A 13774-nucleotide genomic window follows, 5' to 3' on the forward strand; every position below is an offset into this window, starting at 1 on the left:
CGCGGTGTTTGGTGTTCTTTCATAATCCATGCGCGAGCACCCGGCTCAACTTGATATGCGAACTGGCGCGCTGCCGCCGGAAGTGCCCAACCAGGCGGTGACAACGGTAGCGATGCGTCAACGTAGTGATTCCTGTGCCGCCGGCTGCGCATGGATGGGCACGCTGTGATCCGATCAGAGGCGTGCAGCACAACATCGAATGGGCTGTTTTGAGGCGGGCATCACATATTTATGCCGGGATGTTGACACCGATGTCATCACAGCCCTAGCGTCGCTGGGCAGGCGCTTGCGCCGAACGGTCGGGGGGCCATCGGACAGGGGGGCGGCGATGCGGTGCATCGCTCGCAGGCGTCGTTGCAGTGGAACGCCACGCCGGCCATGCCGGCCTCTCCCGGGGATCTTATGAACTGCCGCAGTCATCGCCTTGCCTTGTCGATTTCCCTCTCGCTCGCGCTGGGCGCCGCCGTGCAACCGGCCAGCGCTCAGCAAACCGACGCGGACAGCCCGCGTGCCACCTCCACCCTGGACGCCGTCAGCGTCACCGGTTCGCGCATCAAGCGGGCCCAGGTGGAAGGTGCGCAACCGGTGGTCACCATTTCCGCGCAGCAGATCCAGCAAGAAGGCTTCGCCACCGTCTACGACGTGCTCAACAGCATGAACCAGCAAGGCTCGGTGGAAGCCGACACGCAGTGGGGATCGCATACGCCCAATGCCTCGCCGATCAATCTGCGCGACCTCGGCCCGGGGCGCACGCTGCTGCTGGTCAACGGCCGCCGCGTGGCCGACTACCCACTGCCCTACGGCGGCGAAAGCAACTTCTCCAACTACAGCAATATTCCCTCCGCCGCGGTGGAGCGCATCGAGATCCTCACCGGCGGCGCCTCGGCGATCTATGGCTCCGATGCCGTGGCCGGCGTGGTCAACGTGATCCTCAAGCGCGACTACCAGGGCGACCAGGTGCGCCTGCGCGGCGGCACCGCCACCGAGGGCGGCCGCGACAGTTTCGATGTGTCCTGGGCCGGTGGCCGCACCGGCGAGAACTGGAGCCTGACCTACGCGCTGCAGGCGACCCGGCGCGACCCACTGAGTGGGCGCGACCGCGCACAGATGGACGATTCGGACGACATGTCCTATTCCAACTGGACCGGGCAAAACCGCCTGTACGGGTTCAACCCGTTCACCGGCCTGAGCCTGGTCGATGCCAACACCAACGAACGCCTGGCGCCGCCAGCGGGCACCTGCGCGCGCTTCGGTGGCGAATTCGTCGATGCCTCGCGGCTGAGCTACAACCAGAACAACGGCGCGCTCACCAACGCCGGCGATTATTGCGGCATGGCGCGCGATTACGCGGACTGGGGCCTGGTCACCGGCAGCGAAGATTATTCGGCGTATCTCTACGGCACCTGGCGCTTCGGCGAGCACACCGAAGCCTGGGCCACGTTCTCGGCCAACCGCAGCATCGGCCGCTGGACCTACAACCCGCCGTACGCGTATCTGGGCCCGTTCCAGGATGCCGACACCGGCCGCTCGTTGTATGCGATCCGCCAGATGACGCGCCGCGAGGCCGGTGGCTGGGACCGCCTGGCCAACTACAACAAGGAACAATCCTGGGACCTCAGCGCTGGCCTGCGCGGCGTGTGGGCCGACCGTTTCGATTGGGAACTGAGCGTGGGCCGCTCGCGCTACACCGTGGACGAATACGTGCGCACCGTGGACACCGCGCGCGCCACCGACTATTTCCTCGGCAGCCCGTTGGGCACCGCCGCCGATGGCAGCGCCATCTATGCGGTCAACACCGCGCGCTGGTACGCGCCGCTGTCCTCGGAGCAATACGATTCATTGGTGGTGAAGTCGCACAACTCGGCCTATTCGTGGGTGAATCAGGCCGCTTTCAGTCTCAGTGGCGATCTGTTCCAGGGCTGGGCCGGGCCGATCCGCTTTGCCACCGTGGCCGAAGTGGCCAAGCAGGGCTACCAACTGTCGCCAGACCCGTGCGCCAACGCGTGTTACCCGGTGGACGTTGTCGACAGCGGCGGCGGCGAACGCCTGCGCAGTTCGGCCGGGCTGGAATTGCAGATCCCGCTATTGTCCACGCTAAGCGCCAATATCGCCGGCCGTTACGACCGCTATGGCAATTACCGATCCTCGGCGGTGCAGACCGAAGTCGGCACGCAGAGCGACACCACCTGGAGCGCCGGCCTGGAGTGGCGGCCCATCGATAGCCTGCTGTTTCGCAGCACGCTGGCCACCAGCTTCCGCGCGCCGGACATGCATTACGTGCTCGGCGAACCCAGCTCCACCAACCAGACGGTGATCGACCAATACCGCTGCATTTCCTCCGGCGCGTATCTGACCGGCAGCTGCAATGACGAGAACAGCAACATCTACTACACCGTGGATGTAAACCGCCGCGGCACGCCGGATCTGCGCTCGGAAACCGGGCGTTCGTTCACCGGCGGCGTGGTGTGGGATATCGCGCAAGGCCTGTCGTTGAGCGTGGATTACTACCGCATCCAACTGGAGGAAATGATCAAGGATCTGGATCGCGACGAGATCCTGTCGGCCGAAGCCGGCTGCCGCACCGGCACCACCGTCAGCGGCGGCGCCTGGAACAATCCGGGCGGGGCAGGCTATTGCGACACCATCACCTCGCGCGTGCTGCGCAATGCCGACGGCACCATCGCCAGCATCGAGCGTGGCCCGATCAATCTGGCGCAGATGGAAACCTCCGGCATCGACGCATCGCTGAAATACCGCCTGAGCACCGCCGGCTGGGGCAACTTCCAGTTGTCGCTGGATTACAACACCCTGATCGCCTACCGCGAGCAGATCTACCGCACCGACAGCGACGAAAACCGCCGCGACGAACGCGTGCGCAGCCGCGTGCGTGGCAGCGTGCATTGGGACAACGGCGGCGCCTGGGACTGGACGGTGTATTTCCGCCGGCTCGGTTCGATGCGTGCGGTCAACTGGGGCACCTGCGCACGCTTCGACGACGGCTACCAGCCCAGCGCCGCCGACGAATGCCTGGTGACCGATACCGCCAACGTGCATCTGGGCGAGACCAGCAAGCGCTACTTTGGCCGCGTGGGCCCGGCGATCTACTGGAACCTGAGCACCGGCTACAAAATCACCGACCACGCCAAGGTCAACTTCTACGTCAACAATGTGTTCAACGAGGTGGGTTACGAGAACAAGGAGCGCTTCTACGGCTACGGGTTCTACAACACCACGCTGTTCAACCCGATCGGCCGCGAAGTGGCGGCGGAGTATGTGTTTACGTTCTGAGTGAAGGTGGTGCCGCATCGCACGTCACGGTATTGCACCGCGGCGTGTGGTGCGGTGTTGATGCCACATGGTCAGGCAAGGCGTGATGCGGTTCGACGCAAGCTTGCCAACGCGCGCGTGGCAATGCCGCGCATCTGTTCGCTCAGAGTGTCGTCGTCGATCGCATGTTGCCAGAACTGCTCGGCCATTCCGGCAGCGCGCCGCCATTGGGCGAATTGATCCACGGTGGGCGGCGGAATCTCGATGTCTCTGTGCACGACTTCGCCACTGGATGCCGGGCGCAGCGCCATCGGCAACATGTCGTACACCGGGGCAAGCTGCAGGGGCAGGGTATCGGCGAGTACCAGTGCGGCATTGCCCAGGTGCATGTCGGTATTGCCGATGAGGGTCCCGAACCAGCTGATCACTTCCAGGCGCTCGGCGTCTTCCGGGCTCAGCCAGCCATCGCGTTTGAGTAGTGGAGCAAGTGTTCGCCAGGTGCTGACGTTTGCGTCGCCATAAAAGGACGCAAACAGCGACATCAGCGAGACGAATCCGCGTCGGCCTAACGCAGCAGTCCGATCGAAGCGTGTCGATTCGAGAAAGACGCGCCCGCCTGCCTGCAGTACCTGTGTTGCCGCAGCAGGGATGCCGGCGGCAACGAGAATCTGGCTGGCCAACCATTCCATCTGTAAAAGATCCGCCCAGCGCCGGCCGGTGGGTTGATCGATCTGATCGGTGAACTTGACGATCACGGGTCGGTATGCTTCGCGTTCCTTCAGCACTGCGGTGAACTTCGGCTGTTTGCCGGCGGCAGACGAGCCAACGGCCTCGCCGCGCAATGCAGCTTCGGCGCGACTGAGATATTCCTCGGTGCGTGCCTGCGTGGCGATAACTTCAGGGTGTTCGATCGCCGCCAAAGCCAGAGCCAGTGCGCGCTCGCCGATCAGCAGATCGCCAGGCTGGTCGTGACCAACCGACAGCATGGCCACAAGGTTGTCCCTGGGCGACCACAGCGCCAAGTTGTCCGGAAGGCGCAACGGCGCAGAAATACGGTGTGCCAGGTTGCGACCAAGAAATCCCTGCGGCCTTTGGTCGTCTATAAACCAGGGCAGCGATGCGAACACGCCGGTGTCCAATGGCGAATGCAATAGAACGGGGTTGTCCTGCAAAAGTTCGACAAAGAAGTGGTCGTCGTGGAGTGCCAATAGTTGGCCCAGCGGTATGACGCGGGCATCGTGATCAATCCGATAGAGCGGCCACATACGCTCGCCCCGCAGTTCACCGGTGGCCGCGTAGCCGGTGCTGCGCGCCCTGCCATAACGCAGCACCGCAGGGCCTGCATCTGCGACTAGGCGAGACAGAGTCGGCCGGCTCACGCCCACGCGCACCGCCAACTCGGCCCCACGCATGGGGCCGTTGACGCGCAGCGTGGTGATCAGGCGCTCCACACAGCTATACGGGGCATGAAACGCAGCTTTTGAAACGATGTCTGAAACGATACTAAGCCGTAAGAAATTCTACGTGACCTGCCCCCGCTGAGCCGTACCACGTGAAGCTGTAAAGTCCGTCAACCACGAGGACGGACATGAAGAAGAGTCGTTTCACCACCGAGCAGATCATCGGATTCATCAAGCAGGCGGATGCCGGGATGGCGGTGGCTGAGCTGTGCCGCCAGCACGGTTTCAGCCCGGCCAGCTTCTACCAGTGGCGGGCCAAGTACGGCGGCATGGAGGCCGAAGACGCGAAGCGCCTGAAGGAGCTGGAGCAGGAGAACAACCGCCTGAAGCGGTTGCTGGCCGAGGCGCACCTGGACATCGAGGCGCTGAAGGTCGGGTTCGGGGTAAAACGCTAGCCCCGCAACGCAAGCGCGAGGCAATCCGGCGCATGTGCGAGCTGACGTCGATCAGCGAGCGCCGGGCTTGTCGCCTTGCGGGGATCTCCCGCGATGCTTTCCGCCACGCGCCGACACCCACGCCGGCGACGCAAACCCTGTCGGCCAGACTGGTGGAACTGGCGCAGGCGCGTCGCCGCTTCGGCTATCGCCGCCTGCACGACCTGCTGCGCCCGGAGTTTCCGCAGGTGAACCATAAGAAGATCTACCGTCTGTACCGCGAGGCGAAGCTGAGCGTGCGCCGGCGCAAGAAGGCCAAGTTCCCGGCGGCACAGCGGCAGCCGTTACGGCCAGCGCGGCATCCCAACGAGGTAATCAGTCGCCCCTGAAAAACCCCCTTCAAGCACCAAGTGTCATCGGCGACAGCGGCACGGCGCTAAAGGATGGCCATCCCATCGCCCGCATCCAGGCACGCAAAAACGCGATCCAGCGCAGCAGCCAGCGCAGGTTGTAGCCGGCGGCGCAGCCGAGTACGTGCAGCGCATCGCCTTGTGCACCTTTCAGCCTGCAGCGACGCAACCTGCAGTCGTCTTTCAGATGTCCGATCACCGGTTCCACCGCCTGCCGTCGTTTGATCCAGCGCCATTGCCGTCGCGTCAGCGTCTTGGCCTTGCCACGATGGAGCACCTGCACGCCATCGACCTCGCGCCCGCGATAGCCCAGGTCCACGATCGCCACCGTCGGTTCTACGCTCAGATCCTGCAGCAACCCGCGTGTCTGCTCCAGCTGCTCGGCCAAGGTGTCGCCGTCGTACGGGTTGCCCGGGAAGCTACGCGCACCCACGACCAATCCCTTGCAGGCGGTGACCGCAATGCCGACCTTGACGCCGAATTCGTACGCTTGACGCGCCTTGCCCTTACCGATGCATTCCACTTCCGGGGCATGCAATGCGTACAGTTTTTGTTTGTCCTTCGGACGCTGCGTGTACAGCCGTTGCGCACGTTCCAGCCAGACCGCGATGCGCTCGCGCACGCCGGGTTCCACCTGGTCCAGCTTGCGCGCGATATCGCGCAACACCCGCCCCAAGACCGTGCGTTGACGTCGCAGCACGCGCTGCATGCGCTTGAACTGGCGTGCATGCGCATAGCGGCCCGCCTTGCGGCTCAGGGCCGGACCTTGCCGTGCGTAGCTCTGCCGCAACCCGATGCCGTAACGCTTGGCCAGCAGCACCAGTTTCTTGCGTGCCACCTCCAGCAACCGACTATCGGTCGGATAGGCAATCGCCTTTTCCTGCACCGTGGTGTCCACGATCACCCGCGACAACTCGCGTGCGTCCACCGCCTGCATGGCATGTGCAGCGTTGATGGTGTGTGCCAGCAACTCTTCCATCCCCGCTTCGTCAAGCCGCTGACGCCAGCGCGTCAGCGAGCTGGCATCGCACGGCAAGCGCGTCTGGAACACGACCTCGCCAGTGAAAAACTGCCAATACGGATTTTCCAGCCAACGCTCGCACACCGCCTCATCGGACAGGTCGTAGGCGTGTTTGAGGTAGAGCAAACCGGCGATCAGCCGCACCGGCAATGCCGGCCGACCGCCACCAGCCTGGGTGGCCGGCAAGCGCGATGAAAGTGCTTGCTCCAACGCCGTCCACGGCATCCGTTGGCTCAGCTGCGCCAGCGGATGCCGCAGATCGATCTGGTTCTCCAGGCGCGAACGAAACAACTCCTCGGCAGGCATGTGCTCGGCAGCAGGACGGCGTGTATGCATGAGTGGAAATTGCCAGAAACCAGCCTTCAGCGTAGCGAAAACTGGTAGTTCTGGCACGCCACTGCAGACATCAAGGCCTTGCGGGCGTTGGGTGATTGGGGGTTTTTCAGGGGCGACTAACCACTGTTCGCCGCAACTGAGTATCTGATGCCACTTCTCCTCGCTATTCCGCTGGCCGTGATCATCGCTCTGGCGGTATTCGCGGTGCTGTTTCCGTTGTCGCTGGTGCAGCGCTTCCGTGTCGGTACTGCGCGGCGACAGGCCCGCGGATGGTTGTTGATGATCAATCTGGCCTCGGCTGCGCTCTCCAACGTGTTGTTCGTCATTTTCGCGCTGGTTGCCGCCGCGTTCTGGCCCTGCGCGATCAGCCATGCCGCATTCGGCTGGGCCTGCGGGCTGGCCTTGGGTCTGCTGGCGTTGCGGTTGACCCGCTTCGAACGTACGCAGCAGGGCCTGTTTTACCGGCCCAATTTGTGGCTGGTGCTAGCAGTGACGGCGTTGGTGGTGGTACGCGTCATCTCCGGCATGGTGCAGGGCTGGCGCAGCGCATGGCAAGGTGTGGTGTGGCCTACGGAGGGCTGGCTTAGTCATGCCAGCCTGCTGGGCGCGGCCGGCGTATTGCTCGGTTATGCACTCGCGTATGCCACCTTGCTGTGGTGGCGTTGGCGCAGCGCGAGCCTGCGCGGTAGCGTTTACTGGCGGTGATCCTGTTACTGCCAGCCCTCTCGGCGCTGGCAGTAACAATTTTCAAGTATGCCTTATTAATTAAATGCTTCCGCAGCTTTAAGCATCTGTGCGTCTGCTGGCGCTATGCGAATGGCACTTAGGCAATCTGGGGAGGTTTCTGGGAACGAAAACTCCATCTTCTCCTGATTTTTAATAACGGCCAGAGTCAATGTTTCTGAACTACTCTGTCCTCTCGGAATATTTGAAATCAGATAATTCGGATATCGAATCTTGAAGTCCTGACGAGAAACGCAGGAACCTTCCAGATTGAGTAGGACTGACTCGATCTTTTTCTTATCGGCCGATATGAAGATGGAAGAGTCCTTAGCAGTTAGGTGATCACCTAATTTTAATGTTCCTCCGCTGACGTTGTACATGCCTTCGTTTTCTGAATTTGGCGTCGAAATTCTGGCTCCAGGCCATGAATTAATAAATTCAGAGGGTGATTTTTTGAGATTTCTCGAAATTTCTTCGGCTAGTTCAAACGCACGAGCAGCATCCGCTGCTGTCGCTGCTGAAATTTTAGTTGCATATGCTGAAGGTGCAATCAAAGCAGCAAGGAGTGTTATTATAAAGTAGGGATATGATGATCTGTTAAGGAAGTTTGTCATACTGCTCTCCATAATATACGTTATAGTTCTGTCCTGTGGTTGAGGTTATGTTATTTGCGCAGAACGATTTTCCAACATTTGATGCGACATTAGGTCCTCCAGCAGAGTAAATCCCGAAAAGCTGATCGGGATTTGATGCTGCAAGCTTAATGTCTATGCTATTTTGAGTGGAAATCGATATTTCATTCCTTGCAACTATGTTATTTGTTACGGCAAGTCCTTCCATCTTGCATGCTTCATCTATATATGCTTGCCGAGTCGTTTTGGCAAACGAATAGTTGAATTTCACATGGCCAAACTCATGGGCTAGGACTGAGACTGTAAAATACATGCCCGGCATATCTTGACTCGCGCAGCTATAATTGCGGATATATACAATTTTATTTGGCATGTCCGTATAGCTGGCCGAGCCGTAAGCGATCTTAAAAGTAGTGTTGGTGTTTATTTGTCCGGTAAGTGTCGTTGATTGGGAAGTTATGAAGTCAATGCAGGTTCCAAGTCCTGTGGTAGGGACAGTTGTCTGAGCCTGAGTTCCAAAGGATACGAGTGCGAGAAGAAATATCGCCATTGCATGGCATCTTATGTGCATAATATCTCCATATATATGTGAGGAAATCGCGCCAATTTCTACGCGATGTGCCGCAACAGAATCCTAAACGCAGAAGCCCCTTAGGACTGAGGGTTTGATCAAAAAAACAGGCCCTCGCGGGCCTGTTTTTAAGGTGCCTAGCCAATCGGTGTGCTTAGAAGCGAGCGCCGACGCCGAAGCCGACGGTCCACGGATCCAGTTCCAGCTCGCTGCCGGTACCGGCACCACCCACACGCAGTTCGGGACGCGAACGCATGTAACGGGCGTCGGCGCGTGCGAACCAGGTGGAGTTGATGTTCATGTCCACGCCCACGGTGCCGATCACGCCCTTGGCGGTATCCACGCCCACGTGCTGACCGGTGGTGGAGGCTGCGTCGATCTTCTCGTTGCTGAAGTTCGACTCGTAGTAGCCCACGCCCACGAACGGACGGAACACGTTGTCGGCCTGGCCGAAGTGGTACTGGCCGCTGATGGCGATCGGCTGCTGCTCGACAGTGCCCACCTTGCCCACGCCATCGGCGTTGACGCGGTGGTTGAACTTGTCGGCTGCGCCCCACAGTTCGACGGCCCAGTTGTCATTGATGTAGTAGCTGGCGCTCAGGGTCGGCGCCGGGCCACCGTCGACGTCCAGGCCAGGAGCCGGGTCGTTCTTCGGCTTGATCAGCGCAACGCCGCCGACTACGGCCCAATGCTTGCCGGATGCGGTGTCGCTGCTGCTGGACATGGCGGTCGAAGAGGTGTCACCGGTGTAGGTGGCCTCCTGCGCGAACGCGGACGGTGCAATCGCAAGTGCGGATACAGCAGCCAGGCTCAGGATGGAAATGGAACGCATGAGGGTCTCCTCGTCTTATTGTTAGGCCCTTGGAGTGGGCCGCGCCAAAGCTATTCCTGAAAATCTGAATCCACGCCCACCTGCGGCTCGCTAAAATTTCGTTTGTTCAGGAACTTTCCCGAGAAGACCGTGATTGCTGGATTCAATGCTGAAAGTGCATTCACGCAGATGCGTTCGCCGTGACGATGCAAACACCGCTGTTGCGTGGATTGCCCGCAGAAATTGCGGCGGATTGCCGTGTACTGGTGCTGGGATCGATGCCCGGCAGCGCTTCATTGCATGCGCATGCCTACTATGCACATCCACGCAATCGCTTCTGGCCGGTGATGCAGCAATTGCTCGGCATCGATGCAGACGCGCCGTATGACGCACGCCTGCAGCAACTGGCCGAGCGCGGCGTCGGGCTCTGGGATGTAATCGGCGAATGCGCACGCCGCGGCAGCCTGGATGCGGCGATCGTGCCGGGCAGCATCGTGGTGAATCCGCTGCCCGAGCGGTTGGCCACGCTGCCGCAGCTGCGCCTTGTGGTGTGCAACGGCAGTGCCGCCGCGCAGGCGTGGCGCCGCCACGTGCAACCGGCGTTGTCGCCGCCGCTGACGCGCCTACCGGTGCAGGCCGTGCCCTCGACCAGCCCGGCCAATGCTGCGTGGTCGCTGCCGCGGTTGTGCGCGGCGTGGCAGCCCGTGCGCGATGCGCTGCGCTAGCTGCCAAGCATGACAGATCGCGCACGCGGACGTTCTCAGCGCGTTGCAGCGCGCGCATGCAACACCATGCGTCGCCAGAAGTCATGCCCGCCTTAGGCACACGCGCGGCGGTGGCGCGCTGCGCATCATCGGCCACAGCACATAAGGGAGAAGCTGGATGGCAATCACGTACCGGACCACGTTCGCCATTGCACTGGGCGCCTGCCTGGCCGCAGCTGGTGGTGTGGCCAGCGCCGATGAGCTGCATTGCGAGGTCAACATGGACTACGACCTCACGCTCAATCCGCGCAGCCTGATCCTGATCCGCGACAGCGGCACGCCGCAGCGGCTGGTCATGCGCCAGGGCGCGCTGTTCGTCGACGACCGCTGGGTGACGTTGAGCGACGACGATCGCAACCGTCTGGTCCAGTTCGAGCAGCAGACCCGCGCCGTGCTGCCGCTGGCGCAGGAGGTCGGGCGCGAGGCGGCCGATATCGCCATTACCGCGCTCGGCGAAGTGGCGGCCGGCTTCAGCCGGGATCCGTCGGCCACCCGGACGCAGCTGGCCAGCGTGCGCGACAAGGTCGACCTGCGCCTGAAGCAGAGCTTCGGCAAAAGCCAGCTGACGCCGGTGGATATCGACGATGAAATCGGCACGCTGGTGGCGGAGATGCTGCCGCAACTGATCGGCGATGTCGTGGCCAGCACCGTGCAGGCGGCGATGACCGGCAACGGCGCGCAGCTGCGCTCGCTCGACGGCCTGGAGCAGCGCATCGAGCGGCTGGTCGAGCCGCAGGCGCGCGCGCTGCGGCCGCGTGCGCAGCAGTTGTGCACGCGGATGGAGGCGCTGGACGCATTGGACAATGCGCTGGCGTATCGTCTGCCGTCAGGCGCGCCGTTGCAGCTGTTGCAGGTGGATCGACGCCCTGCCAAGTAAGCGTGCAGCCCCTGCGCGGACGCTGCATCCCGCCACGCGTGCGATTTTTTCCGCGGCAATGGTTGGCGCTGCGGCTCCCGGCCGGCCACAATAGGGGTTTCCCCATTCTGTTGCCGGAGTTCCCGTATGGCCGAAATCAAGGAAGCACTTGTCCCCGATATCGGTGACTACAGCGATGTCCCGGTGATCGAAGTGCTGGTGTCGGTCGGCGATACGGTCAGCAAGGACCAGAGCCTGGTCACGCTGGAATCGGACAAGGCCACGATGGAAGTCCCCTCGTCGGTGGCCGGCGTGGTCAAGGAGATCAAGGTCAAGGTCGGTGACAGCCTGTCGCAGGGCGCGCTGGTCGCGCTGATCGAAGTAGCCGATGCCGATGCCGGTGCCGAGACGGCTGCGGCGCCAGCGCCTGCCGCTGCGCCCGCCAAGGCCGCACCTGCTGCCGCTCCTGCGCCGGCTGCCAAGGCCGCGCCTGCCGCAGCGTCCGACGGCGGTCAGGTCGAGGCCCGTGTGCCGGACATCGGCGACTACAGCGGCGTGCCGGTGATCGAAGTGCTGGTGGCGGTGGGCGACACCGTCGCCAAGGACCAGAGCCTGGTCACGCTGGAATCGGACAAGGCCACGATGGAAGTGCCCTCGTCTGTGGCCGGCGTGATCAAGGAGCTCAAGGTCAAGGTCGGCGACAGCCTGTCGCAGGGCGATCTGGTGGCGATCATCGCTGCCAGCGATGGCGGCGCCGGTGCGGCGCAGTCCCCGGCCAAGCCCACCACCGACACCGCTGAAACCGCCGGCAAGGTCGAGCCGGTGGCCGTCCCGGCCGAGCCGGACAAGCTGGCCCAGCGCGAGATCGCGCAGGTGCAGTCGGCACGGTCCACCGCGGCATCGCAGCCGGCCCAGGCAGCGCCCGGCACCCCGAGCAGCCCGCCGGTGACCTTCGATGCCGACAGCGTGCTGCCGTCCAAGGTGCCGTATGCCAGCCCGGTGGTGCGCGTGTTCGCGCGCGAGCTCGGCGTGGATCTGAACCAGATCAAGGGCAGCGAGAAGGGCGGCCGGATCACCCGTGAAGACGTGCAGCGCTTCGTCAAGGCCGCACTCAGCGGCGGCGCGCCGGCCGCAGCCGGTGCCGCACCGGCCGGTGGTGGCAACGGCCTGAACCTGCTGGCCTGGCCGAAGGTGGACTTCAGCAAGTTCGGCGAAACCGAAACCCAGCCGCTGTCGCGCATCAAGAAGATTTCCGGTGCGAACCTGGCGCGCAACTGGGCCATGATCCCGCACGTCACCCAGTTCGAATCGGCCGACATCACCGACCTGGAAGCCCTGCGCGTGGCGCTGAACAAGGAAAACGAAAAGGCCGGCATCAAGCTGACCATGCTCGCCTTCCTCATCAAGGCCAGTGCCGCGGCGCTGAAGAAGTTCCCCGAGTTCAACGCCTCGCTCGACGCGGCCGGCGAAAACCTCACGCTGAAGAAGTACATCAACATCGGCTTTGCCGCTGACACCCCGAACGGCTTGGTCGTGCCGGTGATCCGCGACGTCGACAAGAAGGGCGTGCTGCAGATCGCGCAGGAAAGTGGCGAGCTGGCCAAGAAGGCACGCGACGGCAAGCTGGGCCCGGCCGACATGAGCGGCGGCTGCTTCTCGATCAGCTCGCTCGGTGGCATTGGCGGCACCGCGTTCACGCCGATCATCAATGCACCGGAAGTGGCGATCCTGGGCGTGTCCAAGTCGGCGATGCAGCCGGTCTGGAACGGCAAGGACTTCGCACCGAAGCTGATGCTGCCATTGTCGTTGAGCTACGACCACCGCGTCATCGACGGCGCGCTGGCCGCGCGCTTCACCACCTATCTCAGCCAGGTGCTCGCCGACATGCGACGCGTCCTGCTGTGAGAGCAACGCTGCTGACGCTCGCCCTGCTGGGTGTGCTGCCGTGGTCGTCCGCGGCCGCACGCGAGTGCGCCAGCACGCTGGGCCGCGGCTGGCCGCCGGCGGTGGGCAACTACGGCACCGCGGTGACCACGCTGCTGGATGGCGGCGCCAAGCCGATGCTGTCGTTGCTGACCCTGCCCACGCGTGGTGTCGAAAGCGGCATCGCGCTGGTGCCGGGCAAGTCCGGCAGCGACTGGACGGTGCGCTTCAGCCGCGCCGACGAGCGGGTCTACAGCTGGGTCAGCCAGACCGACCGCGGCGCGGTGCAGTTCCGCACCGAACAGACCCCCGAAACCGTCGAGATCCCGATCCCGGCGGCGCTGGCGCAACGCCTGGTCGGCAGCTGGACCACGGCACTGACGCAGCTCGCGCCGAGCGGCCAGACCGCGCCGGTCACCGAGGGCGAAGTGCTGTCGTTCCTGGTCGATGGCGTGCGCTACAGCGGCACGCGCCCGAGCTGCGGCGTTGGCGAGTTGCTGTTGCAGCAGGCCGCGCTGCTGATCGAAGCCAGCGAAGGCAAGGAAAAGAAGCGCGACAAGCGCTGGACCCAAATCGAATCGTCGCTGGATGAACTCCAGCAGACGCTTGCCGGCACCGCCGGTTAA

Annotated in this window: 11 protein-coding genes and 1 pseudogene; 7 read left to right on the forward strand and 5 right to left on the reverse strand. The window is 62.9% G+C overall.

Translation table 11 applies throughout. From position 1 onward, the window contains the following. Window positions 1–402 precede the first annotated feature (402 nt). Window positions 403–3288 carry a TonB-dependent receptor plug domain-containing protein gene (locus tag XCC_RS02755; RefSeq protein WP_011035779.1) on the forward strand — a complete coding sequence of 962 codons (2886 nt, stop codon included), beginning with the start codon at window positions 403–405 and terminating at the stop codon, window positions 3286–3288. Between the two features lie 71 nt (window positions 3289–3359). Here the strand turns inward: XCC_RS02755 and yjjJ are convergent, their stop codons facing one another. After that, window positions 3360–4679, reverse strand: a complete 1320-nt coding sequence (yjjJ, locus tag XCC_RS02760; protein ID WP_230309669.1) for a type II toxin-antitoxin system HipA family toxin YjjJ — start codon at window positions 4677–4679, stop codon at window positions 3360–3362. A gap of 176 nt (window positions 4680–4855) precedes the next feature. Here yjjJ and XCC_RS02765 point away from each other — a divergent pair. Continuing rightward, a pseudogene (locus XCC_RS02765) lies at window positions 4856–5481 on the forward strand (IS3-like element ISXca1 family transposase); the annotation flags it as partial. A 19-nt stretch (window positions 5482–5500) separates the two neighbouring features. Here XCC_RS02765 and XCC_RS02770 read toward each other — a convergent pair. Beyond that, on the reverse strand, window positions 5501–6868 hold the full coding sequence (locus tag XCC_RS02770) for an IS5-like element IS1478 family transposase (RefSeq protein WP_011035783.1): 1368 nt from the start codon (window positions 6866–6868) through the stop codon (window positions 5501–5503). A gap of 147 nt (window positions 6869–7015) precedes the next feature. On the opposite strand from XCC_RS02770, the gene XCC_RS02775 reads away from it, so the two are divergent. Further along, window positions 7016–7573: a hypothetical protein gene (locus tag XCC_RS02775; protein WP_011035784.1), complete on the forward strand. Its 558-nt coding sequence runs from the start codon at window positions 7016–7018 to the stop codon at window positions 7571–7573. 56 nt (window positions 7574–7629) lie between these two features. On the opposite strand, the gene XCC_RS02780 is transcribed toward XCC_RS02775, so the two are convergent. The 3 genes from XCC_RS02780 to XCC_RS02790 all read right to left on the reverse strand — a co-directional run bounded on the left by XCC_RS02780 (window position 7630) and on the right by XCC_RS02790 (window position 9626). Further along, window positions 7630–8205, reverse strand: coding sequence for a hypothetical protein (locus tag XCC_RS02780; protein WP_225443838.1), 576 nt, complete (start codon window positions 8203–8205; stop codon window positions 7630–7632). Next, window positions 8189–8773 (reverse strand): hypothetical protein, encoded by a 585-nt coding sequence (locus XCC_RS02785; protein WP_225443837.1) that lies wholly within the window; start codon window positions 8771–8773, stop codon window positions 8189–8191. The genes XCC_RS02780 and XCC_RS02785 overlap by 17 nt, the downstream gene beginning before the upstream one ends. A gap of 175 nt (window positions 8774–8948) precedes the next feature. Beyond that, window positions 8949–9626, reverse strand: coding sequence for an OmpW/AlkL family protein (locus tag XCC_RS02790; RefSeq protein ID WP_011035787.1), 678 nt, complete (start codon window positions 9624–9626; stop codon window positions 8949–8951). A gap of 185 nt (window positions 9627–9811) precedes the next feature. On the opposite strand from XCC_RS02790, the gene XCC_RS02795 reads away from it, so the two are divergent. The 4 genes from XCC_RS02795 (at window position 9812) to XCC_RS02810 (ending at window position 13774) form a co-directional block, all read left to right on the forward strand. Continuing rightward, complete coding sequence (locus XCC_RS02795) at window positions 9812–10330, forward strand: DNA-deoxyinosine glycosylase (protein ID WP_044474938.1); 519 nt, start codon at window positions 9812–9814, stop codon at window positions 10328–10330. A gap of 157 nt (window positions 10331–10487) precedes the next feature. Continuing rightward, on the forward strand, window positions 10488–11246 hold the full coding sequence (locus tag XCC_RS02800; RefSeq protein WP_011035789.1) for a YggN family protein: 759 nt from the start codon (window positions 10488–10490) through the stop codon (window positions 11244–11246). A 126-nt stretch (window positions 11247–11372) separates the two neighbouring features. Further along, window positions 11373–13130 (forward strand): dihydrolipoyllysine-residue acetyltransferase, encoded by a 1758-nt coding sequence (gene aceF / locus XCC_RS02805; protein ID WP_011035790.1) that lies wholly within the window; start codon window positions 11373–11375, stop codon window positions 13128–13130. Then, window positions 13127–13774, forward strand: a complete 648-nt coding sequence (locus XCC_RS02810; protein WP_011035791.1) for a hypothetical protein — start codon at window positions 13127–13129, stop codon at window positions 13772–13774. The genes aceF and XCC_RS02810 overlap by 4 nt, the downstream gene beginning before the upstream one ends.

Origin of the sequence: Xanthomonas campestris pv. campestris str. ATCC 33913 (assembly GCF_000007145.1) — a bacterium.
Lineage (GTDB): Bacteria > Pseudomonadota > Gammaproteobacteria > Xanthomonadales > Xanthomonadaceae > Xanthomonas > Xanthomonas campestris.